Source organism: Idiomarina sp. MD25a (assembly GCF_001870515.1).
Classification (GTDB): Bacteria; Pseudomonadota; Gammaproteobacteria; order Enterobacterales; family Alteromonadaceae; genus Idiomarina.
Genome location: NZ_MDGT01000003.1, coordinates 818,845 through 843,378, shown reverse-complemented (window position 1 = coordinate 843,378; position 24,534 = coordinate 818,845). Strand labels below are relative to the sequence as shown.

The 24,534-nt window shown below is 48.7% G+C and carries 21 protein-coding genes and 1 tRNA gene; 4 read left to right on the top strand and 18 right to left on the bottom strand.

Annotation, left to right across the window (positions count from 1 at the left end; all coding sequences use genetic code 11):
- From bfr to BFR57_RS07985, 6 genes are all read right to left on the bottom strand, one after another.
- Positions 1 to 477: a bacterioferritin gene (bfr, locus tag BFR57_RS08000; protein WP_006955064.1), complete on the bottom strand. Its 477-nt coding sequence runs from the start codon at positions 475 to 477 to the stop codon at positions 1 to 3.
- A gap of 43 nt (positions 478 to 520) precedes the next feature.
- A complete protein-coding gene (locus tag BFR57_RS12730) occupies positions 521 to 745 on the bottom strand; it encodes a (2Fe-2S)-binding protein (RefSeq protein ID WP_083405087.1) in 225 nt (74 codons plus the stop codon).
- Positions 746 to 859: 114 nt separating this feature from the next.
- The gene (locus BFR57_RS07995; RefSeq protein ID WP_071463467.1) at positions 860 to 1,843 is read right to left on the bottom strand and encodes a calcium/sodium antiporter; all 984 of its coding nucleotides are present in this window, start codon (positions 1,841 to 1,843) and stop codon (positions 860 to 862) included.
- A 47-nt stretch (positions 1,844 to 1,890) separates the two neighbouring features.
- The gene (locus tag BFR57_RS07990; protein ID WP_071463466.1) at positions 1,891 to 3,792 is read right to left on the bottom strand and encodes an acetate--CoA ligase; all 1,902 of its coding nucleotides are present in this window, start codon (positions 3,790 to 3,792) and stop codon (positions 1,891 to 1,893) included.
- A gap of 68 nt (positions 3,793 to 3,860) precedes the next feature.
- A complete protein-coding gene (locus BFR57_RS12875) occupies positions 3,861 to 4,028 on the bottom strand; it encodes a hypothetical protein (RefSeq protein ID WP_171903950.1) in 168 nt (55 codons plus the stop codon).
- A 113-nt stretch (positions 4,029 to 4,141) separates the two neighbouring features.
- Positions 4,142 to 5,860: a DUF5666 domain-containing protein gene (locus BFR57_RS07985; RefSeq protein ID WP_071463465.1), complete on the bottom strand. Its 1,719-nt coding sequence runs from the start codon at positions 5,858 to 5,860 to the stop codon at positions 4,142 to 4,144.
- A gap of 119 nt (positions 5,861 to 5,979) precedes the next feature.
- On the opposite strand from BFR57_RS07985, the gene BFR57_RS12965 reads away from it, so the two are divergent.
- From BFR57_RS12965 to BFR57_RS07975, 3 genes are read left to right on the top strand one after another with little or no spacing between them, the layout of a single operon-like run.
- Positions 5,980 to 6,108: a hypothetical protein gene (locus BFR57_RS12965; RefSeq protein WP_290439326.1), complete on the top strand. Its 129-nt coding sequence runs from the start codon at positions 5,980 to 5,982 to the stop codon at positions 6,106 to 6,108.
- Positions 6,105 to 6,692, top strand: a complete 588-nt coding sequence (locus BFR57_RS07980; protein ID WP_071463464.1) for an ATP-binding cassette domain-containing protein — start codon at positions 6,105 to 6,107, stop codon at positions 6,690 to 6,692. The genes BFR57_RS12965 and BFR57_RS07980 overlap by 4 nt, the downstream gene beginning before the upstream one ends.
- Positions 6,693 to 6,738: 46 nt before the next feature.
- Entirely contained in the window at positions 6,739 to 7,539 is an 801-nt protein-coding gene (locus tag BFR57_RS07975; protein WP_071463463.1) for a hypothetical protein, read from the top strand.
- Positions 7,540 to 7,636: 97 nt separating this feature from the next.
- Here BFR57_RS07975 and BFR57_RS07970 read toward each other — a convergent pair.
- The 11 genes from BFR57_RS07970 to BFR57_RS07920 form a co-directional block, all read right to left on the bottom strand.
- Positions 7,637 to 7,724: transfer RNA gene (locus BFR57_RS07970), tRNA-Ser, on the bottom strand.
- Between the two features lie 65 nt (positions 7,725 to 7,789).
- Positions 7,790 to 9,421: a methyl-accepting chemotaxis protein gene (locus BFR57_RS07965; RefSeq protein ID WP_071463462.1), complete on the bottom strand. Its 1,632-nt coding sequence runs from the start codon at positions 9,419 to 9,421 to the stop codon at positions 7,790 to 7,792.
- A gap of 83 nt (positions 9,422 to 9,504) precedes the next feature.
- On the bottom strand, positions 9,505 to 10,572 hold the full coding sequence (locus BFR57_RS07960; protein ID WP_083405086.1) for an MBL fold metallo-hydrolase: 1,068 nt from the start codon (positions 10,570 to 10,572) through the stop codon (positions 9,505 to 9,507).
- The gene (locus BFR57_RS07955) at positions 10,569 to 11,252 is read right to left on the bottom strand and encodes a gamma-glutamyl-gamma-aminobutyrate hydrolase family protein (protein ID WP_071463461.1); all 684 of its coding nucleotides are present in this window, start codon (positions 11,250 to 11,252) and stop codon (positions 10,569 to 10,571) included. Before BFR57_RS07955 ends, BFR57_RS07960 begins: the two co-directional genes overlap by 4 nt.
- Complete coding sequence (locus tag BFR57_RS07950; protein WP_071463460.1) at positions 11,225 to 12,220, bottom strand: amidoligase family protein; 996 nt, start codon at positions 12,218 to 12,220, stop codon at positions 11,225 to 11,227. Before BFR57_RS07950 ends, BFR57_RS07955 begins: the two co-directional genes overlap by 28 nt.
- A complete protein-coding gene (locus BFR57_RS07945; protein ID WP_071463459.1) occupies positions 12,201 to 13,598 on the bottom strand; it encodes a M28 family metallopeptidase in 1,398 nt (465 codons plus the stop codon). Before BFR57_RS07945 ends, BFR57_RS07950 begins: the two co-directional genes overlap by 20 nt.
- Before the next feature lie 222 nt (positions 13,599 to 13,820).
- Positions 13,821 to 15,692 (bottom strand): nucleoside-diphosphate sugar epimerase/dehydratase, encoded by a 1,872-nt coding sequence (locus BFR57_RS07940; RefSeq protein WP_253183614.1) that lies wholly within the window; start codon positions 15,690 to 15,692, stop codon positions 13,821 to 13,823.
- Between the two features lie 202 nt (positions 15,693 to 15,894).
- A complete protein-coding gene (locus tag BFR57_RS07935) occupies positions 15,895 to 18,744 on the bottom strand; it encodes a DUF6701 domain-containing protein (RefSeq protein ID WP_071463457.1) in 2,850 nt (949 codons plus the stop codon).
- Positions 18,745 to 18,837: 93 nt separating this feature from the next.
- Positions 18,838 to 19,584 carry an HNH endonuclease family protein gene (locus BFR57_RS07930; RefSeq protein WP_071463456.1) on the bottom strand — a complete coding sequence of 249 codons (747 nt, stop codon included), beginning with the start codon at positions 19,582 to 19,584 and terminating at the stop codon, positions 18,838 to 18,840.
- Positions 19,585 to 19,670: 86 nt separating this feature from the next.
- Positions 19,671 to 21,929, bottom strand: coding sequence for a putative inorganic carbon transporter subunit DabA (locus BFR57_RS07925; RefSeq protein WP_071463455.1), 2,259 nt, complete (start codon positions 21,927 to 21,929; stop codon positions 19,671 to 19,673).
- Positions 21,926 to 23,254 (bottom strand): NADH-quinone oxidoreductase subunit L, encoded by a 1,329-nt coding sequence (locus tag BFR57_RS07920; protein WP_071463454.1) that lies wholly within the window; start codon positions 23,252 to 23,254, stop codon positions 21,926 to 21,928. The genes BFR57_RS07925 and BFR57_RS07920 overlap by 4 nt, the downstream gene beginning before the upstream one ends.
- Before the next feature lie 105 nt (positions 23,255 to 23,359).
- Here BFR57_RS07920 and BFR57_RS07915 point away from each other — a divergent pair, with 105 nt between their 5' ends.
- Positions 23,360 to 24,226: a LysR family transcriptional regulator gene (locus BFR57_RS07915; RefSeq protein ID WP_071463453.1), complete on the top strand. Its 867-nt coding sequence runs from the start codon at positions 23,360 to 23,362 to the stop codon at positions 24,224 to 24,226.
- Here the strand turns inward: BFR57_RS07915 and BFR57_RS12870 are convergent.
- Positions 24,223 to 24,390: a hypothetical protein gene (locus BFR57_RS12870; RefSeq protein ID WP_171903949.1), complete on the bottom strand. Its 168-nt coding sequence runs from the start codon at positions 24,388 to 24,390 to the stop codon at positions 24,223 to 24,225. The genes BFR57_RS07915 and BFR57_RS12870 overlap by 4 nt on opposite strands.
- Between the last annotated feature and the right edge of the window lie 144 nt (positions 24,391 to 24,534).

Below are 24,534 nucleotides of genomic sequence, written 5' to 3'. Positions count from 1 at the left end.
CTAGTCCTCCTCTTTTAACATCGACTGAAGGTATACTTCTGTACCTAAGCGCGACATTAAATCGATTTGTGTTTCTAACCAGTCTAAATGCTCTTCTTGCTTATCAAGAATCTTATTTAGCGCATCGCGACTGACGTAATCTTGATGGCTCTCACAGACTTTAACGGCGTCACGAATGGCATTGATGTCGTTGAACTGAACCTTATGGTCCATTTCTAACATTTCACGTGGATCTTCACCGATATAAAGTTTGCCAAGCTCTTGTAAGTTCGGCATGCCCTCTAAAAACAGCAACCGCTCAATGAGCACGTCCGCGTGCTTCATTTCTTCGATAGATGCTTTATAAACAACATTGTTGAGGGACTCAAAACCCCAGTCTCGAAACATGCGCGCATGTAAGAAGTACTGGTTAATAGCGGTCAATTTGAGCGTCAGCACCTTATTAAGCTGCTGAATGACTTTTGCGTCACCTTTCATGCGGGATGTGCTCCTTAAGCTGGTTCTAAAATTAGAAACTCAGTTAAGTGTAGCACACCGTAGTAGGAATTTTAGTGCCTGGAAGCACATGATCGTTACGTTTTTCTAAAGCCTCATTCAAGACTTCTTTAGCGCATTGCTTACAGCAACCACACTGCGAAGCGACACCGTACTGCTGACGGAGCTCCCGCATACTAGACACCTCGCCAGCAGCAACTGACTTAGCAATGGTTTTATCCGAAACGCCTTTGCATAAACAAACGTACACTGAACATCACCTCGTAATTAACTCATAATGAGTGTAATGCTAATGCGAACGATTTTCAACAATAATGGGTAAAAAAGCCGCGACTCGCGCGGCTCATGTCTATCGTCAGTCTATTTAACTGGTTAACGCGGGTGTGAATCCCGTGCTTATCAGATAAACCGTGTAAGCAACGTAAAGGACTAAGAACGTCACGCCATGAACCCGGTTGATACGACCTAAACGATTGACCCGCAAAGAAAACAGCAACAACAATAGCGTGAGACCGGCCATTGCGACCCAGTCACGCGACAGCACCAACGGTTCTAGATCAATCGGATGAATCGCACCTGCAATACCCACGACCGCTAGGGTATTGAACATATTCGAACCAATCACGTTACCCAACGCCAAATCATGCTCGTTTTTGCGCGTCGCAGCAATAGCAGACGCCAACTCCGGTAACGAGGTTCCGATAGCCACGACCGTTAAGCCAATAACCAGATCACTGACGCCCAATGCGGTTGCTATATTAACAGCACCCCAAACCAGTGCTCTGGAGCTCACGACCAATAACACTAAACCGATAACCAACCAGATAACAGCAGGCTTCATCGACATCGGATTAGCGTCGACTTCCTGCGTAAACTCTGCGGCTAAACTATCGTCGCTACTGTTTTTGCCCAGCCAGATTGACCAACCCATGTAGACCGCGAAGATAGCTAAAAGGACCCAAGCTTCAATGGCGGTTATTTGGTAATCCCACAGAAAGGCAGCCGTTAATAAAGTAATCGCAATCAGCACGGGTAACTCACGTTTAATCACCCCCGACTGTACTGCAATCGGTGCCAACACGGCCGTTAAGCCCAACACTAGAGCGATATTAGTGATATTGGAACCGTACGCATTACCTAGCGCGAGCGCAGGGTTACCTTGTGATGATGCCAACGCCGAGACCACCATCTCTGGTGCTGAAGTACCGAAGCCAATGATCACCATGCCGATAACAAGCGGTGCCATACCTAAGTTTTTGGCAACTGCGGCAGCACCTTCGACAAAGCGATCAGCACTCCAGACTAAGACAATTAAACCCAAAACAACTGCGACAATAGAAAGTGTCATTAAATACCCGTTAAATTGACTTACAAATGCTCTATTCTAACGGTATTTCAACTGACTTTCCTAGCTTCATTTTGCTGCTTTACCACGGTTTGAATCATCTCAACACTATCCGGGTCGTCTATGGTCGAAGGAACCGCCACGGTGTCGCCCTGTAATACTTGTCGAATCAACCGGCGAAGAATTTTACCTGAGCGTGTCTTAGGTAGCTTAGGCACGATGTAGAGCGTTTTTAAGCACGCTATCGCACCGATCGTCTCGCGAATTTGTGCAATGAGCTGCGCTTGCAGTTCCTCTGTCGTGATCTGCGCATCGTTTTTTAAAATCACCAGCCCCACCGGTAACTCCCCCTTCAGCTCATCGGGTTGACCGACTACCGCACATTCGGCAACGGCTGAATGTTGCGCCAGGACTTCTTCCATTTCACCGGTCGACAGGCGGTGACCCGCGACATTAATCACGTCATCAGTACGGCCCATAATGAATAAGTAGCCGTCGTCGTCCATGTAACCACCGTCACCACTGCAGTAATAACCTGGAAACGCTTTCAGATAGCTATCCTGTAAACGTTGTTCATCGCCCCACACAGTCGGTAAACAGCCCGGCGGCAGCGGCAGACGCAAGCACACGGAGCCTTCTTCATTAGCGCCTAATGGCTGACCTTGCGGGTCGAGTATGGCAAATTCATAACCCGGCACAGGCAGGCTTGAAGAGCCCGGCTTGACAGGGGTAGCGCCTACTCCCACGGGGTTAGCGCACATTGGCCAACCACTCTCGGTCTGCCACCAATGGTCATACACCGGACGATCGGTCAGATGCTCAGTCCACTCGAGCGTAGCGGGGTCGAGCCGCTCACCGGCCATGTAAATGCGCTTTAACGAACTAATATCGTAGTTGGCTAAATGCTCACCTTGAGGGTCTTCTTTTTTAATGGCGCGAAACGCCGTAGGTGCCGAAAACACAGCCGATGCTTGGTAGTCTTGGATAATTCGCCAAAACGCACCCGCGTCGGGTGTATTAATGGGTTTGCCCTCATAGAGTACTGAGCTGCAACCGAACAGCAAAGGACCATATACAATATAGGAATGGCCAACTACCCAGCCGACGTCCGACGCAGTGAATAGGGTTTCCCCAGGCGACATACCGTAAACGTAATTCATGGAGAAATTGAGCGCTACGGCATAGCCACCATGATCACGTACCACCCCTTTTGGACGTCCCGTGGTTCCCGATGTGTATAGAATATACAGTGGATGAGTGGCATTGACTGGCACCGCATCAACCCCAGGTGCGTCTTTTATTGCGCTTGCCCAGTCAATATCGCGAGGTGACTGCATCGACGCTTGGCTTTGTGAACGTTGATACACAATCACATGTTGTGGCGGGTGTTCAGCTTCGTGCAATGCTTTATCGACAATAGGTTTATAGTCGAGCACGCGTTGCCCCTCGATACCGCATGAGGCGGTAATCAGCAATGCAGGCTCCGCATCATCAATTCGGATTGCAAGTTCGTGTGCCGCAAAACCACCAAACACAACGGAGTGAATCGCGCCCAGTCGCGCACACGCCAGCATCGCAATGGCTGCCTGTGGGATCATCGGCATGTAAATAACCACGCGGTCGCCTTTACTCACACCCGCCGCTTGGATCATACCCGCGCAGCGCGCCACTTCGTCGCGCAACTGATTAAATGTCCACTGCTGTTTGGTTTGCGTAACGGGGGAGTCGTAGTACAGGGCAACTTGTTCGCCTCGCCCCGCCTCTATCTGCGCATCAAGTGCTTGATAGCTAATATTGCACTCACCATCGGGGAACCAATCGGCTAACCCATTGGTTTTTAAATTAGCCGCCTGCTGGGGCGCTTTAAACCAATGTAAACGATGCGCCTGCTCGAGCCAGAATCCCTCTGGATCTTGCTGAGCATCAGAATAAAGTTGGTGATAGGCCTGCATATACATACTCCGCAACCAAATAGATTTGGTTTAAGCATATGCAAGCCAATAGAAATTAAACATTCGACTTAGGTCGAAGCTTGATCTGGCGGACGTCGCGCATTTTGCGCGACATCAACCATCGCCACATCGGACATCCCCACCGGCGGACGTCGCGCATTTTGCGCGACATCCACCATCGCGACATCGAACACCCCACCCGGCGTAGGTCGCGCATTTTGCGCGACAACAACCATCGCACCTTGCGCCCAAGGCGCAAGCTACGCCACATCGGACATCCCCACCGGCGTACGTCGCGCATTTTGCGCGACATCCACCATCGTCCTTGCGCCCAAGGCGCAAGCTACGATTAATCGTCGATCTCGGCCTCGTAGACAAGCACGTAGCTTTGTTCTTGCCACTGGCCTTCCACTTCAACCACAACACCTTCAGCTAAAGCATCAACAAACGCTTGTAGCGTGACCTCTTCATCGTTGATTTTTAGTTCGCTGTCAGTGGTTAAACGCGCTTCGATGCCATTAACCGTAAAGGCTTCGCCATTGACGTCAGTCACCTCACCTTCATATTCGGTATAGCCCTGGCGATCGTCCCCCTCGTCGTCACCGTCATCGGCATCATCTTGGTCTTCGAGGTCGACCTCGACTTTGTGCGCAATCAGTTGGTCACCGTCCCACTCGCCTTCAACCTCAACGCGCAACTCAGTATCGCCGTCGAACAAGGCAATGAATTCATCGAGCGAAATCCGTGAATCATCGGTTTTAAAACGCGTCTCGTCATTAATAATGACTTCAACTCCAGCAAGGCTGAAACCCGACTCCGAAATATCATTGGGTACGCCCTTAATCTCACCGTCACGATCCTCTTCATCTAAACGCTTGATCTTCAGAGCAATCGCTTGACCCTGTTGGTCTTCACGTGCAATGACACGTAATACGTCGTTAACGGCAATATCGTCGAACGTGAATTGGCGCAAATCAGCATCCGAATCATCTTTATAACGGGTTTGCGAGGTGGTTAAGAATTCAATACCGTTTACGGTAATCAATCCGTTATCCGCATCAATTTCACTGACAGCACCCTCGGTACGCCCTACCGCACGGTACTCTTGAAATTCTATTTCTTCAGCAATCCAAGATTCGCCATCATTACGTGCTTCAACTTTGATACGAACACCGTTACTTAGGTCGGCCTCTTCACCCTCATCAAATTCAGTATCGTCATCAAGGGCAACTTGGTAACCTTTAATGATAAAGGTACCCGCCGCAGCATCATAGTTACCGACAACACCGGCGACTTCGAGCTCATCAACATCGTCGTCCAAGCGACTATCTTTTTGCTCAATAGAATCAGCAATCAACGTATCTGTGGTTGAGTCATACTGACTTCCTTCAACTTTAATGGCTAAGCCATCTTGCAAATCGTCAGCCGTCATCTCTTCGAAGTTCGCCTGCGAATAGTCGATGGTGAGCTCGCCCAACATGAACGTTTGCGCGTCCGTATCGAGCCCAGCTACGTTGCCTTTTACTTTTAGCTCATCCTCGTCGCTCTCAAGCTCCACCAAGGTCGCGTAAAATTCACCGTCTTCGTTTAAATAACCACTGATTTCAACAAAGTTGCCTACGGCGAGCGTACTGTCGGTTACTCCTACAAATTCCGTGACATCATCAAAGTTAATGGTTTGACCTAATACCGTAAACGCTTGGTTATCGATATCGATGAAGTCTACGCGACCCTGAATTTCTTCTTCATATTCGATTTCACTGGCTTCAGGTGTTTCATTACCAGAGCGTGTGGCTTTCATTTTCACCACCATACCGACCTTTAAGTCACTCTCGGTGCCAGATTGAGCATTATCGAGCGCAATGGTGGCGTTGTCAGAACGATAACGTTCACCGTTTACGTAAACACTACCAAAACCCGTGATGACCCCTTCGGTCACAATTGTAGATGATGCGGTTTCATTACCGCCGCCATTATCACCGGTCGTTGAATCGGTGCTTGAGTCAGATCCGCCACAAGCGGCGAGCGCACTACTCAGCGCGATAACGAGTAAGGAACGTTTAAACATAGCTATCTCCTAACAGAATGAAACTTCAATTTGAAACACTTTGTTACAATAGACAATATGCTTTCTGCTAAATAGTCTCTTTACTATTTCTAAACAAAAATTCAATACCGTGGCGCAAAATGCGCGACATCCGACACCCCACCGTAGGTCGCGCATCCTGCGCGACATCAACCATCGCACCTTGCGCCCAAGGCGCAAGCTACCGTAACATGGCGGCAGATATTCGTTTACAAGATGCACATAAATGACCAACATTGAATTAAATAATGTCAGCGTAAAACTCGGTGATAACTTAATTTTAGATTCCGTTACACTCGCGCTGCCAGAAGGGCAGTATCAGCTAACAGGTAAAAACGGAGCAGGAAAGTCTACCTTTTTACAGCTTCTCAGTGGGTTAATCATGCCCAGCTCGGGCTCGTTGAACGTTGACGATCGCCCCGATCTCGTTGCCGATAGTATTCAAATCCCCGACAACATGACCATAACTACTGTGTTTTCGCTATACGACAAGTATCAACGTTGCGACACCACACAACGCAATCAATTGGTTGACGCTTTCCAGTTCTCAGATTGTTTAACGGCAACGGTAGGCAAGCTTTCGCAAGGAAATCAGCAAAAGCTCAAATTGATACTGGCACTCTCAGGCAACGGGCACTGGCTATTACTTGATGAGCCGTTTAACGGCTTAGATTCCACTAGTGCCGCCACTTTGAATCATATATTGGCCGAAACAAACCGACCTTTAATTGTCATTGATCACAGTGAGCAGCTCACCAACTTGCGTCCAAGGCGCAAGCTACATATCGGCGACCAATCCATTGCATTGGTGTAGGTCGCGCCTTACGCGACGATGATAATGACACAGGGACCCGGCGAACATGTACCGCACATGTGAAAAACATCAACTGCGCGCTTTTTCAGAAAGTAACCGCACACTAATAAAAGTCGCCGCAGTATTCACGCTCATGATCCAACCTGTGTTGCTCATACTCGGGCCACTTCCGGGTTACCTTTTATACACATTTAACATCGGTAACCCTGGTTTTTGGCTGGCCGCATTGATAATCATCGGACTCAGCAGCCTATCATTCATCATCTATAACACGATTGTAAAACCAAGGCACACGGCCTGGGTAATTCACGTGGCTGGTTATAGGCATTTTTGCATCGGCTATTGTCGCGGTCAGTTGCTGTTCGCGGCTCCAACGTTGCTACTGCTCGCACTGGGACTCGCTAAAACTGAGTCGTTGGGCAAAGCACTGGTGTTCATGCTATTGATCATTGCTGTTCACGTACTCGCTTACAGCTATGCCGCTACACGCCGCTTTGAGAAGTTGAGTAGGCCTGTCAATCGCCACCCACGCCTACATATGATGTTACAGATAGTATCCCCCGCAGGCATGCACTATTTAGCCTATTTGATCGCCTTAGCCATGCTGTCATTGATATGGTTTACTGAAAGCACTCTATTTAATACCGTCCTTGCGGGGAGCATTACCTTTCTCACCACCACCCTTGCAGTAACCCAGTTCAAGATAGTCAAACATCAGCTGACGGGCTACCGGAGCTTTTTGTGGTTGATAGAGCCTGGTCTCGTACGGACCTTAAGCCGCGCATTGATTCTATGGTTGTTATTCCTGCTCACGCTGCCGCTTGGCATCATCGCCGTCCTTTGGTAGGTCGCGCATTTTGCGCGACATCGGATACCGCCCTTGCGCCAAAGGCGCAAGCTACGCGGGCATAAAAAAACCGCCGTAAAGGCGGTTTTTTTGGATATGGCGGAGAGAGAGGGATTCGAACCCTCGATACGTTGCCGTATACACACTTTCCAGGCGTGCTCCTTCAGCCACTCGGACACCTCTCCATAGGGCGCGTATACTAGGTGTTTTAGCCTTGTAAATCAAGAGCGAAAACACCGAGTGACTAAATCTACGCCGTTTTAAAACGTTTGACACGCTCACTTAAATTGCGTGCAAGCTCGTTGAGCTGACGGCTCGACTCACTCACTTGCTCAGAGCCCGCCGCAGTCTCCTCAGTAGCTTCCGTAATCTTATGAAAGTTCTGATTGATTTCTTCTGCTACCGAGCTTTGTTCTTCGGCTGCTGTGGCAATTTGCGCATTCATATCGGTCATTTGCTTAACCACATGGTTAACAGTATCTAACGATTTACCCGCTCGACGCGCTTGTTCAACACTATTGCCTGCTTGCTCTTGACCTCGTTGCATCACATCGACCGCCTGCGACGCGCTCGAGCGCATCGTTTCAATCAATTGCTGAATACTTTGAGTTGACTCTTGAGTACGGTTAGCGAGCGCTCGCACCTCATCAGCAACAACCGAGAACCCTCGGCCATGCTCGCCCGCTCGTGCTGCCTCAATGGCTGCGTTCAACGCCAGTAAGTTGGTTTGATCGGCAATGCCCTCAATCACTTCAAGTACCTTGTCGATTTCAGCCGTGTTATCGCTCAATTCAACGATAACTGCGCCGGCGCTTTCCACTTCTTCTGCCAGCTTTTCAATCGAACGAATCGTCGCTGCAACTTCAGTGCTACCGGCCTGCGTCTCGCGATCAGTTTGGTCAGCTAATTGCGCCGCTTCATTCGTGTGTGAAGCGACTTCAGACACGGTTTGCGACATTTGGTTAATCGCTGTCGCACCTTGAGTTGTCTCGTCCTGCTGACGGATAACCATCTTAGTATTATTTTCACTGGTTTCGCTAAGCTCGCCAGAGGCGTTCAGAAGCTGGTCAGAAGTTTCATCAACTTCTTTAACCAACGCACGCAATTGACGAACCATACGATTGACCTGTGCCATCATGCTGCCTTCAAACTTAGAACGCGTCTCAACCGTCAAGTCGCCCGCTGCGATGGTTTCCAGTACCTCGACAACCGCTTCCGGTTCGCCGCCTAAAGTATGAGTTAACCGACGCACAATGTAATAACTAATTGCTGCAGCCACCAAAGCGGATATTAAGGTCACACACCACATCAACACCGCAAATCCATTACTGCGTTCAAGTACCCCATCAACACCTTGTGCAATTGTTTGCTCTTGATAGTCAATAAAGGCATTAATACGCACCAGCCATTCAGCGTAAGCAGGCGATAAGTCACTAAGAACATAGTCTTGAGCCTGTTGCCGTTGACCCTGCGATAACAGTTGATAGACACGCTCTGAAGTCGCTAATGCCTCGGTACGTATCTCACCGATGCGCGCTAACAGCTGCTTCTCTTTCGAGTTCACAAACTGAGGATCACTGATGATGCTGTCCATACCCTTTTGTGCCGTCGCATAATCCGCTTGTAGCTCATCAATCAACGCTCGGTATTCCGAGCGCGATGAGCTCTGTTCAGTAAGTACCAGGTCGCGTAAGGCGATCGCCCTATCGTGCACACTCCCACGGAAGTTAATCGCGTAGCGCTGTTTCTCGCTGCCTACTTCATTTACCTTTCTTAATGTTTGGTCAATTTGCCCAACTTGATAGGTACCCACAATGGTGACACCGATAATCAGTAGGATGATAAAAGCAAAACCTGCATAGAGTCGCTGCGCGATGGTCATAGATAATCCTGTTAAAACGATTGTTCAATTAAATCGAATACTAATACATCGATTATGAAGAGCTAGATCAACATTATCGAAATTTATTCAGCAGAATCGAGCGGAAGGGTTTCGGTCGCACCGACCGGCATTATCCGAAACTCACTATCAGTTAAGCCGGCATCGGTGCGTGCTTGCTTAATATCATTGAGGGTTTGTGGGATGCCCTCTGCAGCGAGCTGAAAAGCGCCCCAATGCATCGTAATGCTGCGCTTAGCGCCGATGTCTCGATGAATCAAAGTTGCTTGTTGGGGGTCAACGTGAGGCATTTTCATAAACCAACGTGGCAAATAGGCGCCCACCGGCATTAACGCAAGGTCAATATTATCAAATACGTTACCAATCTCTTTAAATTGAATTGGGTTATAACCTGTGTCGCCGCCAAACCATATACGCCAATCGCCGATATCAATGACATAACTCGACCACAACGTTTCAAAGCGATCCCACAAGCTGCGCCCAGACCAATGCTGACTCGGCGTTGCATGCACCCGTAATTGTTCGCTGTTTGCCGCGCCCTGCCACCAATCAAGTTCAGTCACATTCTGTTCAGCAATACCTTGCTCGAGGAACCACGATTTAAGCGCCAGCGGCACATAATAATGAGTCGAATTACCCAGCGCTTCAATCGTATCGGCATCTAAATGATCATAATGATCATGAGAAATAATCACCGCATCGATCGGTGGTAAATCGGATAATTTAAGGGGCAGTTCGGTTAGTCGCTGCGGCCCCATAAAACTGACTGGAGACGCGCGTTCACTAAAAATAGGATCCGTGAGCACGGCTTTACCTTGGTATTGTAGCAAAAAGGTCGAGTGTCCAACCCAAGTCACTTGACGTTGTTTAGGGTCAGGACGGGTGATACGCGCTAAATTGGTTTGTACAAACGGAATCGCATCAACCTGCTGCGACTGATTTGCCCATTCTGTATCGCCAAACCAGCGCATATACCAATAATCAAAAAAACCACTTTGCTTTTCCGGTCCGTGGAGATTTTTAAAGCCCTCCTCGGTGTGGTGAGGGGGAGCGTTGGAACTCAGCGCTATCTTATCGCTGTTACTACAAGCCACTACAACTAAGGCCAAAATACTCAGCAAAATAATCTTCACGGACGCTCCTTTCGCGCAGAAATACAATCCAACAACCAAGCAAATAGGCGGCGCTCACTGGATAAATAAAACAAGTACTCTGGGTGCCACTGCACGCCCATGATTGCTCGTGTCGAGTGCTCCGTGGCTTGGATAAATTCATCCAAATCCCAGCCCACCGCTCGCATACCTTCACCGGGACGAGTAACCACCTGATAGTGCAAGCTGTTGACACGCAGTTTACCTTTTCGGGTCACCGCTCTAATGGCCGAGTGCGAGCTAAGCCACACTTGTTTAGTTGGTAATAACCCCGGCCGATTGTAGGTTCTTTTACGCAAAGAGCGAATATTTTGGTTCAGTTCACCGCCTAAAACTACGTTAATCAGTTGCGCGCCACGACAAATGCCCAACATTGGCGTGTTGGTTTTCAGTGCCCATTGTATCCACTCAATCTCCAACGCATCTCGCGCAGGATCATAGTCGCCATCGGGCTTAGCAGGTTGCCCATAGTGGTTAGGACTAATGTCGTCACCACCGCCAATAATCAATGCATCGACAGCGCCGTCACGCGATACGCGGTGACGAGTACTTACTCGGATTGCACGTGCGCCGAGCAGCCGTAGTGTTATTTGCGTGCACCACCAAGATGGCGACCAGCGACGCGCATTCCCAGTTACCACCACGCGCGGTCGTGCAACCATGACGATATCCTATCTATCCAGGCAGATTCATCAACACCGACGAGTGGACGATCCGCTGATAAAAATGCGTTTTTCCAATAATCCAGTGCCTCAATGTCATTAGCGAGCTGTTCAACCACCCACCAGCCATGCCAGGCATTGTCGAGTTGCCATCCTGGTCGCTCGATATGGCAGTTCGGTAAGCGGAAATGAAATGTCGGTCGCGCACCGACTTTAGCATCTCCAACCGCTTTACTGACCGTATCCGGACGGCAGTGCGCGAATAACGGCAGCATATCAAGTGCACGGTTTCGCGAAGCATTAAAACGCAGGTAGTCGTCGATCAATCGCCCCTCACTGACTTCTGACTGTTTACATAATTGTCGAATGTAGGCTTCTGGATATTTATCAATATAAGGGCTCAATTTACGCGTGGTATCAACCTTAAGTGCTTTGAACAACCACCACTGTAAAAGCGAGAATGCTTGTATATAACGTAATACGTCGGTGCTGTCTTCACTTGCCACTTGGGGATTGATATGCACACCGTAGGCCGCTATCCAAGATTCGTCTGTACCTTTAGCACCCGCCTCCCTTAATGCCTCAACAATTGGAAACAAGCATTCGCACTGCTGTAAAGTCATCGGTGGGCAAACGATTTCCATCGGAACCATACGCTCTGCCAAAGCATGTAGCTCCTCCAGCCAAATACGTTCAGGCGTACCACTGGTCGGCTGCTCGCGAGCGATCCGTTTGAGGTAGCTCCAATCTAATTCAATATGAAAAGTACCGAGTTGCTCATGTTGGATGCTGCGCTCGGCGAGGGATATATGATCGACCTGACCTTTGAGGTGGGATTGCAACACATTGAGTGTTTGCTGCACTGATAAACCATTGAATTCTATCTCGAAGCCAATGGTACGCAGCTGACCAGAGTCAGTCTCTGGCCGCTGCAATGACTTAAAATGATTAATCGTCGTCTGCGTCATCCTCGAACTCGATTGAGAACTCGCCCGCGGGCCCAGGGAATACGACAGGACTCTCGAATCCGTCAGGGCTTACGCTAGCAACTCCAAAAATGTAATTATCAATCACTACGTTCTCAAGCGTATATTCGTTCACATCACCCACGTAGCGACTCCACTGCCATTGTGGCTCAGAAGTTAGACGCCAGTACACTTTATAACCCATGATATTCTCATCGCCACGAGCGTCGCTCCAGGTGAGTGTGGTCGAAGGTTGCACTGCACCACGAATATCCACATTCTGCGGCGGTTCTGGTGCCCAGCTCATACCCGCTAATGACACCGCATTCAGCGCAGTCAATTTTGCCGCATAATCAAAGTCAACGCCCTTGATGGTATCGCCATACTCAATACCGTTTTCGGTACGCAAGTCTTGATGTTGGCGATTATAGTTCTCATTGGTTTCCATAATGCGCACACCCGGATAGCCCAAGTCATTAAACGGGCGATGGTGTCCACCGCGACCAAAACGGTCTAATCGATAGATAATCATAGTATCGAGGTTCGGGATATAGCGATCCGCCATAGTATCGATGTAGCGGGCTAAGTTACGCGATGGCGAATCATTTTCTCCACCGTAAAAACGGCGCATGGTAGCTTCTCGGTCTGTTTCATCCATGCGTGTGCCTTCGGCAAAAATACGCGCGGTGGTATTGTTGATAACGCCATTGATACCTTCAATGTTACCAATCATGTCGTTGTTCAATACCGCCATGATGCGCCATTTATTCTGCTTTGCTTTGTTGGCTAAAATTTTACCGCCAAACAGGCCTTGTTCTTCACCAGACAGTGCAGCATATACAATTGAACCATCAAAGTTATACTGGCTCAGCACGCGCGCGGCTTCGAGCGTCCCCGCCACACCTGAGGCATTATCATTGGCACCCGGTGCATCTGAGGTTGAATCCATCACATCACTGACACGCGAATCAATATCACCCGACATCATGACATAACGATCAGGGTCTGTTGTACCGCGTTGAATTGCGATGACGCTTTTGACTTCAGTCGCATTGGGAATACGTTCCTCACCTTCGATGATGTCAGAAACATACATCACCTCGAGACAACCACCGCAATCCTCAGATATACGTTTGAATTCTTCATAAACCCAACGACGCGCTGCGCCAATGCCACGAGTATCAGATTCAGTTTCAGAAAGGGTATGACGTGTACCAAAGCTAACGAGCTTGCGGATATCTTGCTCAATGCGTTCCGCTTTAACCGCTTCGGCAATATCGTGAAGTTTTTCTTGATCAGTGTAAGTGACCGCATCTTGCGCGACAGCGCTGGTCGCGCCCATGATGCCAATCCCTAATAATAACGTGGACAGTTTTTTCATACTTTTTCTCACTGCAATCGTTGATGAGTAATTTCGATTATGGCGAGTGGTGTGAGAATTGCAACGAGCCGAAGATTAAATCACAGTTTTGCAAGTTGTATAACGAAACATGCTATTTGGCACGATACCCAATTAACAATTTGCGTAAAGTTGTGTCATAGCGGTAAATAGTCCATTCACGTCCTGATAAGTATCATTACCACTTCAATCATAAGAACCTCTTTATTGCGCTAAATTTCGCTTTAACTTTTGTGTTAAGTGACGAGGATAATGCAAGTCGACGCAGCGACTATTGGGGGCATAATCAGTGGGTGCTGCCTTTAAAATCTCGCGTAAACGTTGACCATTCATGGTAGCGCAACAATCGCGTATATCACGTAATATTAAGGCGACTTCAGCCCAATCTGTATAACGTTCAGAGGCTCGTCTAATACGAGGGTGTTGAGTCAACCTATCGGTTTTACCGATAATCAATTCCTCGTATAGCTTTTCTCCAGGACGAAGACCGGTGATATTAATCGCAATGTCGCCACCGGGATTTTCTTCATCTTTTACTGAGAGCCCCGATAAGCGCACCATCTGAGTGGCTAAGTCATAGATTTTGATCGGCTCGCCCATATCCAGCACAAAAACATCGCCGTTATCGCCCATTGCTCCGGCTTGGATAACTAACTGAGCGGCCTCAGGAATCGTCATAAAGAAACGGGTAATATCTCTGTGTGTCAGCGTTATGGGTCCGCCCTGTCTGATTTGCTCACTGAATTTAGGCACTACAGAACCCGAGGAGCCCAGTACGTTACCAAACCGCACCATACAGAAGGCTGTGCTTTTACATCGTTTAGCCAAGCCTTGAAGTACTAGTTCTGCCATGCGTTTAGTCGCGCCCATCACATTGGTAGGACGAACCGCTTTATCGGTTGAAATGAGCACGAACTTTTCAATGCCCGCTTCCATTGCCGCCTCAGCAGCACACAGTGTGCCCAGTACGTTATTCTTGACCGCTTGCACAATATTCATTTCAACCATCGGCACGTGCTTATATGCTGCAGCGTGATAAATAGTATTCACCCGGTGGGTACTCAATATCGAACGTAATGTGATCTCTTCCTGCACTGAGCCCACAAATGGGTAAATCTCTAATTGAGGGTGCTTTTCACGCAGCTCCTGATCGATGTAGTACAATGCCGGCTCCGACCACTCAAACAAAATCAGTGCTTTAGGCTCTTGAAGCGCAACTTGCCGACATAGTTCGGAACCAATTGAGCCACCCGCTCCGGTAACCATAACCACTTTATCTTTTACATTTTCGGTCAACAGGCCAATGTCTGGGGCTACGCAGTCACGCCCCAGTAGGTCTTCTATATTTACTTCGCGAAATTCATCAATTTGCGCATCCCCTGCGACAATATCCGCCATTCCTGGAATCGTTTGCACAGTCACAGAAAGATGCGCGAGTTGATCGAGCGCGCGACGTCTCACGCTCCTTGGCGCGCTTGGAAACGCCAAAAGAATACGATCAACTTTAAAATGCTCGACCAACTCGGCAACTTTTTCTTGAGGGTAAACAGTTAGGTTTTGAATCACCGCGCCTTGCAGTGTCTTATCGTCATCGATAAAGCCTACGGACTTAAATTCATTTCCATTGTTAAGTGCCTGAGCCAGCTGTCTTCCAGCTTCTCCAGCACCATAAATTAAAACCTTGGATCTTGGCTTGGCTTGGGCTTGTCTAAATATGACGCGAGCCCCAAAACGGGACATCGCAGTAAAAATGAAAGCCGTCAAACTGTAGATAACGATTTCAGACAGGTTAAGGTCTGCAGCGAACGCGAAATTGAATACCACTAAAGCTGCAGTAGATGCTACTACACCAAAAACCACGGAAATAAGTACGTGAGACCCAATATATCGCGTTACTGCTCGGTACAAACCCAAGCGATAAAAAATCACCACTGTGGTCAGTGCCACAATCGCAGTAAATACACCTTGATTAATACTCTGAATCGTAAACAGTTGACGGCTCTCAACACTGATAGCAAACCACAGTGCTAGTGAAATCCCTAATACATCCGCTGTAGCCGCCACTATACGTTTCAAATTTCTGGGCCAAGCCAGAATTTTCAAAAACATAATGCGTAAAATCCCTTTTAACCGATAAATCCATTTAGTCGGCGCGCAGACAGTCTACGAGTCGACAAGCGACAAAATAAACACTAAAACTCCTTATTCTCTACATTACGGCGATTTGACGTCAATTTACGGCGCAAGTTTGAATGGTAGCTTGCTCAAGCTCGCTTGATTAATAGACTTCTTGCGTATAAATCACTCGATCATTGCCTCGGTACTGGCCAATCACGGCTTGTGCATCTGGATTTTGGTTTCCATTTTGTTGCCACTCAAACTTTAAAAAATCGGGTACGTTTAATTTAAACAGCGCAACGCCCTCGCTATCAGAGGTTAAGTTAAACTGTTCACGCTCAACACCATCTTCAATTTGAGCCTTCCCAGAGCCTGCAAAACCTAACTCAATATCAATACCATCAGCATCCACATCAGCGTTAACCACCGAAAAGTTACCTGCTATGGCAGTACAGTCATCCAACCGGTTCAAAACGAATTGGCTACCCGACCAGTATTCAGCAAGCCATTCGATAGGTAGACTTTCTTGCACCGGTCCAATCACGTTGCCAAGCCGAATTCGACCGTAATATTGCTGCGTTTCTCCAATAGAATAACTTTCACCTACCGTAGTACTCTCAATTACGGTAAACGGGCCTGCAGTTTCATTGTCATCGACTTGAAAGCCAACGCTAAGTGAGAAGGGTCCATCAGGCCCTTGCTTCGCTCGTGCAAAGTTAAGTTGTGGTTGATATAAGGCTTTCCCCTTCGTCCAACCAATGTCACCTGTCACCGATAGCCGTCCAGCAACCTTCTGCTGATTATCCAAGTTATCCGCAGACAGTTGAAACAAAGCGCCACCTTTGGCTAACTCACCATGGTAGTTTTGCGTCACATCGCCTTGTTTGTTCCGCGCACTTACATTGATACTGGCGGAAAAATCTTGTCCCATATAAGTAAAACCACCCACTTCACAGGCTTCCCATATGCCCGTTTCGGCATTATTTATCGCAAAATGATGAGGAATAAAGCGGCCTAATCGCCCTTCACCGTTCACGTTACCCGCACCTAAGTAGTCACCGTCGGCAATACTCAAAGTCGCATCGATGACGCCAACCTCAGAGTAGTGCGCTTGTGCGATAAAGTTATTGGCTAACTTCGCATTACGCTCAATCGTTAACTCACCCATAACCGGATCTATCGAAGGACGCTGAACATTGCTTACCCCCGTTAACGCGAGTGCTTCAGACACCTGCTCACGACCAAAGTTAGGCGTGACATCACCTTGTTTATTCAATGACTGCAAAGTTACGTCAAAGATGTCACCGGCCTTCGCCAAAATGTCCGTACTGGCATATGTGGCGGCGGGCTGTGGAGTGACATCAAGCTGGTAGGGTTTCACAACAAACGCATTGGAGGCACCATATAAGGTTAGTGATTGCCCATATACGCGCACCTGCTTTTCCGCCGTTAAACGAATACGGCCCACATCGCTATAATTGACTTCAAGGTCAAAAGCCTGACCGTTAAGCTCCACACCCACGTTGGTGTAGTCATTATCCTGTAAAATCTGTTGATTAACGTTAATGCCCTGTTGGCACTGATTTGGATCAACACAGCTAAAGCTCATGGGAATCGCGTCTGTTTGGGCCGCAAGGGTCTCACAGGCGTTTGTGCTGGTGTTACGCTTAACAATACGCAAGCGAGCATCAAAAGGCTCGCCAGCACGCTGCGTCGCGATGGTGTCAAACTTAAATCCAACATCGCTAAACGTCACCTGACAGTTCGCATTAGGTTGGCCGTCTAAATCGATACAGTGCACCGGAATATTGCTATCAACATCTAACTCCACAACGCCTGCTTGCGTTGTGCTAAAACGGGTAGTCCCCTCGCCTGCAATAAGCGCTAACGGCTGCTGTTGCCAACCTTGCGTAGGCATTAAGCGGACACTCTCGGCATCTTCGATCACTTGGCTGCACGCCGAATTAGCGCACGCCTTAACGCGTACTTCCGCCCCCTCGCACGTCAGTGCTTGGTTGGCGAACCGTAACTCATAATGATCGATCTGAGGTGAGGCGCCGCACTGCCCGAAGTTCTGTCGTTCGGCAACATAATCATCTTCAATGCCTTGAGTTAAGCCGTCGGAGCGATAATTAATGGTATTGCGTGGATTTTGGTCGTTATAGATACGCAAGTTATCGATGACTCCGCGCGGGCTGTGAACACCGACCGGTGACTCGCCCAGAACCAGATATAAATTCTCAGAGTTCATCAACTCTAAGCGCTGCGATCCCCAAAATCCGCTCTCATTGTTAAACGTGATGGTCTGCGATTGTCCACTGAAAGGCTCACGTACAGTAAACACCATACTGGTCGAGCCCGGCTGAGCGTTTTGGTCCCACGCGACCGAAACATAAACCCAATCATCCTCCGATACATTAATCTGCAACGAGTCGGTTTCAATACTCGCACCACCCCACCAACAACTCCAAAACCAACCATTACATTGGTTCGTGCGATATTGAATTTGAAACTCACCCGCCTCGGTCGTCATAACTTCAAGACGACGGTTGTCGGAATCACTAAAATCGATGAGCGAGAATAGCGTCCGCGTCTTATTGCCTTTATAAGCATTTTTACCAGGTTGGTACCAAAACGACACCGCACCGGATTCACCGAGTCGGGCATGGGTCAGTAAGTTGACGTTATTATTGTGGAAGTACAGTCCTTGGCATGAAGGACCATTGTCGAGCGTTACGAACTGGGGCTTGGCACCTCCCATATTACCGTTCTTATCACACTCAAAGAACTTGTTACCGTTCCAAAAGCCGGTGCCATAGTTGCATAAGCGGTCTTCTTCAAACCCATAAAGCGAGACCGGATAACGATTATTGTCAAAAGTACCCGCATATCCGTTCACTGGAAGATAACGAGCAGCATAAGCTTCTGAGAGAGAAGAGAAAAAACACAAACAGCTTAGCGCACAACTCATTAGAGCAAACCGCTGAAGCCACGCGGGAACTAAAGACATGGGTAAATCCTTTTACCTTTAAATTGTTGAGTCTGTGCAGTCCTTGCACAGGTTTATCTTATCTTACTTTTTAAAAACCTCAACCCAGCAACATTACCGACTTGCCACAGCCCCCGCACGACAAACCTGCTCGCGCTGTATGGCGACTTGTTGTACAGAATCAGCAAAGTCGTAAGTTTTAAGTACCCGTTGATAGCGGGTTAAATACTGACAATGAAAACCCGCGTGTGGCGGCAGCCATTGCTGAGGCCCCTGCGCGCCTTTACTCCGGTTAGTACTGTTATCGACCGCAAATAAGTTAACTGGATCGTTAGCAAAACGCTGGCGCTTAGCATCACTCCACGTATCCGCACCATTATCCCATGCCCACTTTAACGGCACCAAATGATCAATATCTAAATCTCTGGATGATAAAAACGTCCGATCGGTATAGGGGTCTAACCACCGTCCCCGTGTCACTCGACAGCCATCCTGGCTATAGGTGACAGAACGAGTGGACAACTGTTGCAGTAGCTCGTGACGCGTATTCATGCAGTCGTTGTCGTCATCCAGCCAACGACCAAAGGCAGAGCGTTCGTAACTTTTTTCTGATGCCTGATGAGTGCGTTCATTAGGATGATGACCTTTAGGTAACCGCCCACCGTCGGCTAAACACGCGCGTAACGTATCATAAGCGGTGAAATTTTTAGTGCGATTATAATAAGGGCTTGAGGGATCGTGACATATTCCAGAGCGTGATTGCTTAACGAGCGTATCACTAAATAAAGCAGCTGAACTGACCGATGCAAAGCCGCCGCAGCACGCAATGACGGCTACGATAAAAAAGGGAACAACACGCATGGAGTAACTCCAAAGCCGAGTGATGCTCCCCTTTTACGCTAACTCATTTGTAAGTTCAAGCTTACAAAACACCGCGGATACCTGATTTACAGAGTAACCTCTGTCAATTGTCCCTCATCATCGAGTTGGTACAAAAACAGCCAACGATTCTGTACTAAAGGTTTGAAGCTTGGACTTGCCTCAAGCGCTTGTTTAATCTGCGTCTCACTGGCATCAATGATAACTTGTAACCGACAAGGTCGATGCCGCCACTGTTCACCGTCCCATACCGACTGCAGCGATAAGCCAATACGTAAATCGCCACTGTTCCCCTCAAACACGCCGACATTCTGTGCCACTCGGTTGTGCAGCAACTTATTACCACTACCTAAACGCGCTGGCGCAGTTACCGAGGTGAAGTATTGCCAATTAATCCAATGCGCGACCACGCCTGGCGCACTGATTAACGCCGCCAAAATGCTCGCATCCGGATCGTGCTGGGCATCGTAATCGTGCAGAAAAGCACGACCTTGAAGGTCAACTGTAGCGCTGCGCGCGCGCGGCGCCAGCACCATCATAAAATTATCAGCCAAGCCCCACTCCGGTCGCACTTCAGCCCAATCCCGAGTCTTCTTGAACAAATCTGCCAACCGGTTAAGCCCCGAACGCGTCTGCGGATACTGCTTGTGCTCACGTACGGTGGCACTGGCTTGCTCAAAGGCGCGCGCAACATACTCAGGAAATTCATCACTTAAGGGCAGGATGCGGTCAGTGACGGTTTCATGCAGCCCAGCATAAAACTGCGTATCCTTCGGTATCTTAATCCCCCGCTCCGCTAAAGCGGTGCGAATGTCCGCTTGATTCAATAACTGACACATGAGTCGCGCATTAATCGCACCACTTTGACCACCACAGGCACCGCAGTTCATCGCCGCCCGCTGCGGATTGTTCTCATGATGAGAGCTATGCCCCACCCACACAAAACACTCGCCAAACTGCTTTATACCCAAGCTAGTAAGCGTCCCAGCTAACGCATCGACCAATTCACTTTTAACCGCGGCCACATCAACATCTAGCTGAGCCTTTGGAGTATCCGTTGATTCCACCTCGTCATGCGCTGTGAATAAGCCGATCCCTTTAGCTAAACCCAAGACCTCAACGGCATTGAGACTCGATGTAGGCGTGTCGAGCAACTCACCGATCGCAGTAATGGTGGCACCGGGTAACGCCACGTCCTTCTCCTCTACCCATATTTGAGGATTAAGTAAGCCAGGCAACTGCGGACGTTTACCCTGCTGCGACTTAAACCCTATCGGCAAGCCGAAAAAGCCCGCCACACCCAAGCTTTTTATTCCACTTTGAGTGTCCAGCGCACGCCGCAGTGGCTCAGAGCGCACATCAATACAAAAAGCGGCTTGCACAGTGGGACGTTGCTCAACGTCGGGTGCAGTCTTAGACGCTAAGCGATAGCCTTGCAGTTGCTCGCGTTCATAGGCGCGCTGGCATTGCCAGAGAATCTTCTGAGACTGTTCGACGCGTTCACAATCGCGTTGGCAACGTGCCGCCTGCTGGGCAAAACGTTGACTCAAACGGTTGAATAAATCACTCGAGGTGTCTTTTGCCCATTGCCACAACACATAGTCCCAGGCTAATCGAATGCCCAACAACGAAAGCACCGGCTCAATATTATTGTGTGGTGCCGCCGGATCCCAGTCGCGATACCTAAGTGCTGAGGACCAACCGAGCACATCAATCAGCAGCGAAAATAAATAATAATTGAGTGCATCTTCGCTGTAATGTTGCAACCAATCATCGGACAGTACCTGGTAAAGTTCACTAATGTCGTCGGGCAGGCGGTCAAAATAATGGGGCAGTTGACGCTCTCCCATCAATGTTGCGATACCTTTATCTTCGCGTACCACCGTTAACCAGCCGAGGTATAGACCATTATCGGGTTGCGCTTCATCAACAAAGCGTTCCGGAAACTCAGTATGCAAACCACAAAACTGACTAATTTGCAGCACTACTTCATCTTTCCACAGCATTTTGCGCTGACGCGCTTGCAACTGGTCGACAATATCCGTGACGTTAAACCAACGCGGTAAACGTTGTGGCTCTGAAAGTTGCTTTATTGCATCGGTCGGTAGCAACATATCATCGAGTTGCCCTTGCTGAAGTTGCTGACGATAGAACGCCCGCTCCATCACTAGGTCAATATCCGATACATACTTCCAAATCGCCGAAACACGCTCCACCGGCTGGTCGGTAAAAAACCAACATGGATTAACCGCTATCGATTCAGCTAACGGCCACATGGGGGCGACGCGCGCACACTGCTGTCGCGCCAACTGGATAAACTCACTCATGATGCCGACTCCTTTTCTTGCACTGACTCATAGCGATGGCGATCTTCCGGTCGCGGCCACAACCATAAAGCAAGGCGCGTGAACCACTCATCAATATATAATCCGGCATTCAAGCGAATAAACCAGCGTTGACTTACTTGATGCGCGACATGTTGCTCCAACCACCAGTACAAAGCGACTAGTACAATAAACCAAGCCGCTACCGCTAAGTCGAGCATGATGTGAACGCGCCCATCTTGCATCAACTGCGCAGCAGACAGTGTTAAGCCGGTATAAATGGCAACCCAAACGACAGCGATAAGCACGCTCTTAAACCAGCTAAACTTGTGAGCCTGGGACATCAACAAAGTAATTGATAAGCTCAGTAGCACTGCCGCAGTCGGTTTAAAGTGACCAAAGCTCAACCAGAGTGCCAAGTTAATTAACACCAGACTGAAGATAAACCACGCCAACGTTATCCAACTATTGCGAACTAGTACATTATGAATAGGACGCACCGTTCCTGACGATAAAAACGCATAGGCTTTGTACAACGAGTGCGCAACCAAGTGCAGTAAAGCAAGGCTGTAATAACCCAAGGCAATTTCGAGTAACATTAAGCCCATTTGTGCGCAGGTCGACCACGCCAATCGAATTTTAATACTGATGCGCGTCGACATGATTAAAATAGCCAAACCACAAGAAACAGCACTTAAGATCCCGAGCAACCAACGTGCAGATTCGGCCTCCGTAAGCAGTGGTGCAAAACTTAGCAACAAGAAGCCACCTAAATTGACAATGCCCGCGTGCAGTAAAGACGATACTGAGGTAGGCGATTCAACAACCTGCATCAACCAACCATGAAAGGGCATTTGCGCACAGCTCAGTAACGCGGCAATCACTAAAGTTAACATGGCGCCTGTCGGCACCGTGTTAGTGCTGTAATAATGGGCTAACGTTCCGGTGATAGTGGCATCGCCCGACCATAGATAAAACTGAATAAAGCTGACAACAAGCAGTACTTCCGTAAGCCGCGCGGTGATCATACGTTTGTGTGTTGCAAGCACCGCTCGCGCTCGCTCAGGATAAAACAGCAGTAAACGGTGTAAGCACACACTGATGCTTATCCAACTTAACAAGAACAAAATAAAATGGTTGGCTACCAATGTAACAACTACACTAACTAGACAGCCCAACATCCAGCCCATCGCACGAGGGCGACTGGGCTCAAGTGCAAAGTTCCGCCACGTGTAGCGTAGTACCACCCAACTTAATAAAGCGACCATGACGACTAAGGTCACTCGCAATTCATCTATCTGAATCCAGTTCAACGTGGTTGCTCCCATCGTTTACCCTAATTAACTGTGGGCTAGTATCTCGACTTGCGATAATTAAGTAAAATAGATATATATTATAATACTATTCTTTTTTTAAGAACGATTAACCCAGCTATGAATTATCGTCATCTCTATTATTTTTGGTCTGTCGCCAAAACCGGTCATTTAACGCAAGCAGCGCAACAGCTGCATGTCTCTCAATCCGCGCTATCAAGCCAGATCAAGCAATTAGAGGAGTGGTTGGGTCAGACGTTATTTGAACGTGAAGGGCGTCGGCTAAAGCTGACTCAAGCAGGCTACATCGCCAAACAATACGCCGATCGCATTTTTGCAGAAGGACAAAGCTTGGTCGAGCAACTAAAACAAGGTAAGACCAGTCAAGCAAACGTGGTGCGTATCGGTCATGCGTCGACCATGTCGAGAAACTTTGTTGAACAGTTTATAGCGCCGCTGATGAGTGCTACGCCGCAACCGTTCCGTTTGCACTCAATGTCGACTCACCAGTTGCTCACTGAGCTTGCTGAACACCGTATTGATATTGCGCTGGCAAATACCGATGTGGCGGGTCAAGACGAAGACATTTGGCAAAGTCGTTTGCTCGCTCGTCAACCCGTCTCTATTATCGGTATCCCCGGTTTACCGATTCAATCATTGGCTGACCCCGCACTGTGCAACCGCGCATGGGTGTTGCCGCCGACCAGCGCGCCATTACGCTCGGGTTTCGATATGTTAGCTACACAGTATCAGTGGTCACCGCAAGTGATTGCCGAGGCGGATGATATGGCGATGTTGCGCTTGTTGGCACGAGACGGTGGTGCACTGGCTGTAATCCCAGATGTTGTGGTCAAAGATGAGCTAGATAGCCGGCGGCTGCAAAGGTATGTGACATTGCCCAACTTGTTTGAGCAGTTTTACGCAATTACTATTAAACAGCCTTTCCAGCACCCTTGGCTCAGCCGCTTGCTTGCGCGTTACGATTAGCGTGAACGCGAGCGTTCAAACTCGGTACGCAGAGCCTCCACTTCGGCTTTGCTGAGCAGTTGCTGCACACTGCGCGGCTGCGCACGACGATGCCAGCGCGTTTGAGCCCTGCGCTTTAAGGTTTCGTCGAGTTGTCGATTTATTGCCGCCCAATCGATCGTCATGACCTGCTCCTCATTAAATAAAGTGCCACCGACGGCTCTGAGTTATTCGGGGGGTCACCCAAGCCGTCCGATGACGTATAAACAGTATGCCGTGCGGCCTTATTCAACAAGGTGTAAAAGCGTAAAAGGTTCGTAAAGGTGAGT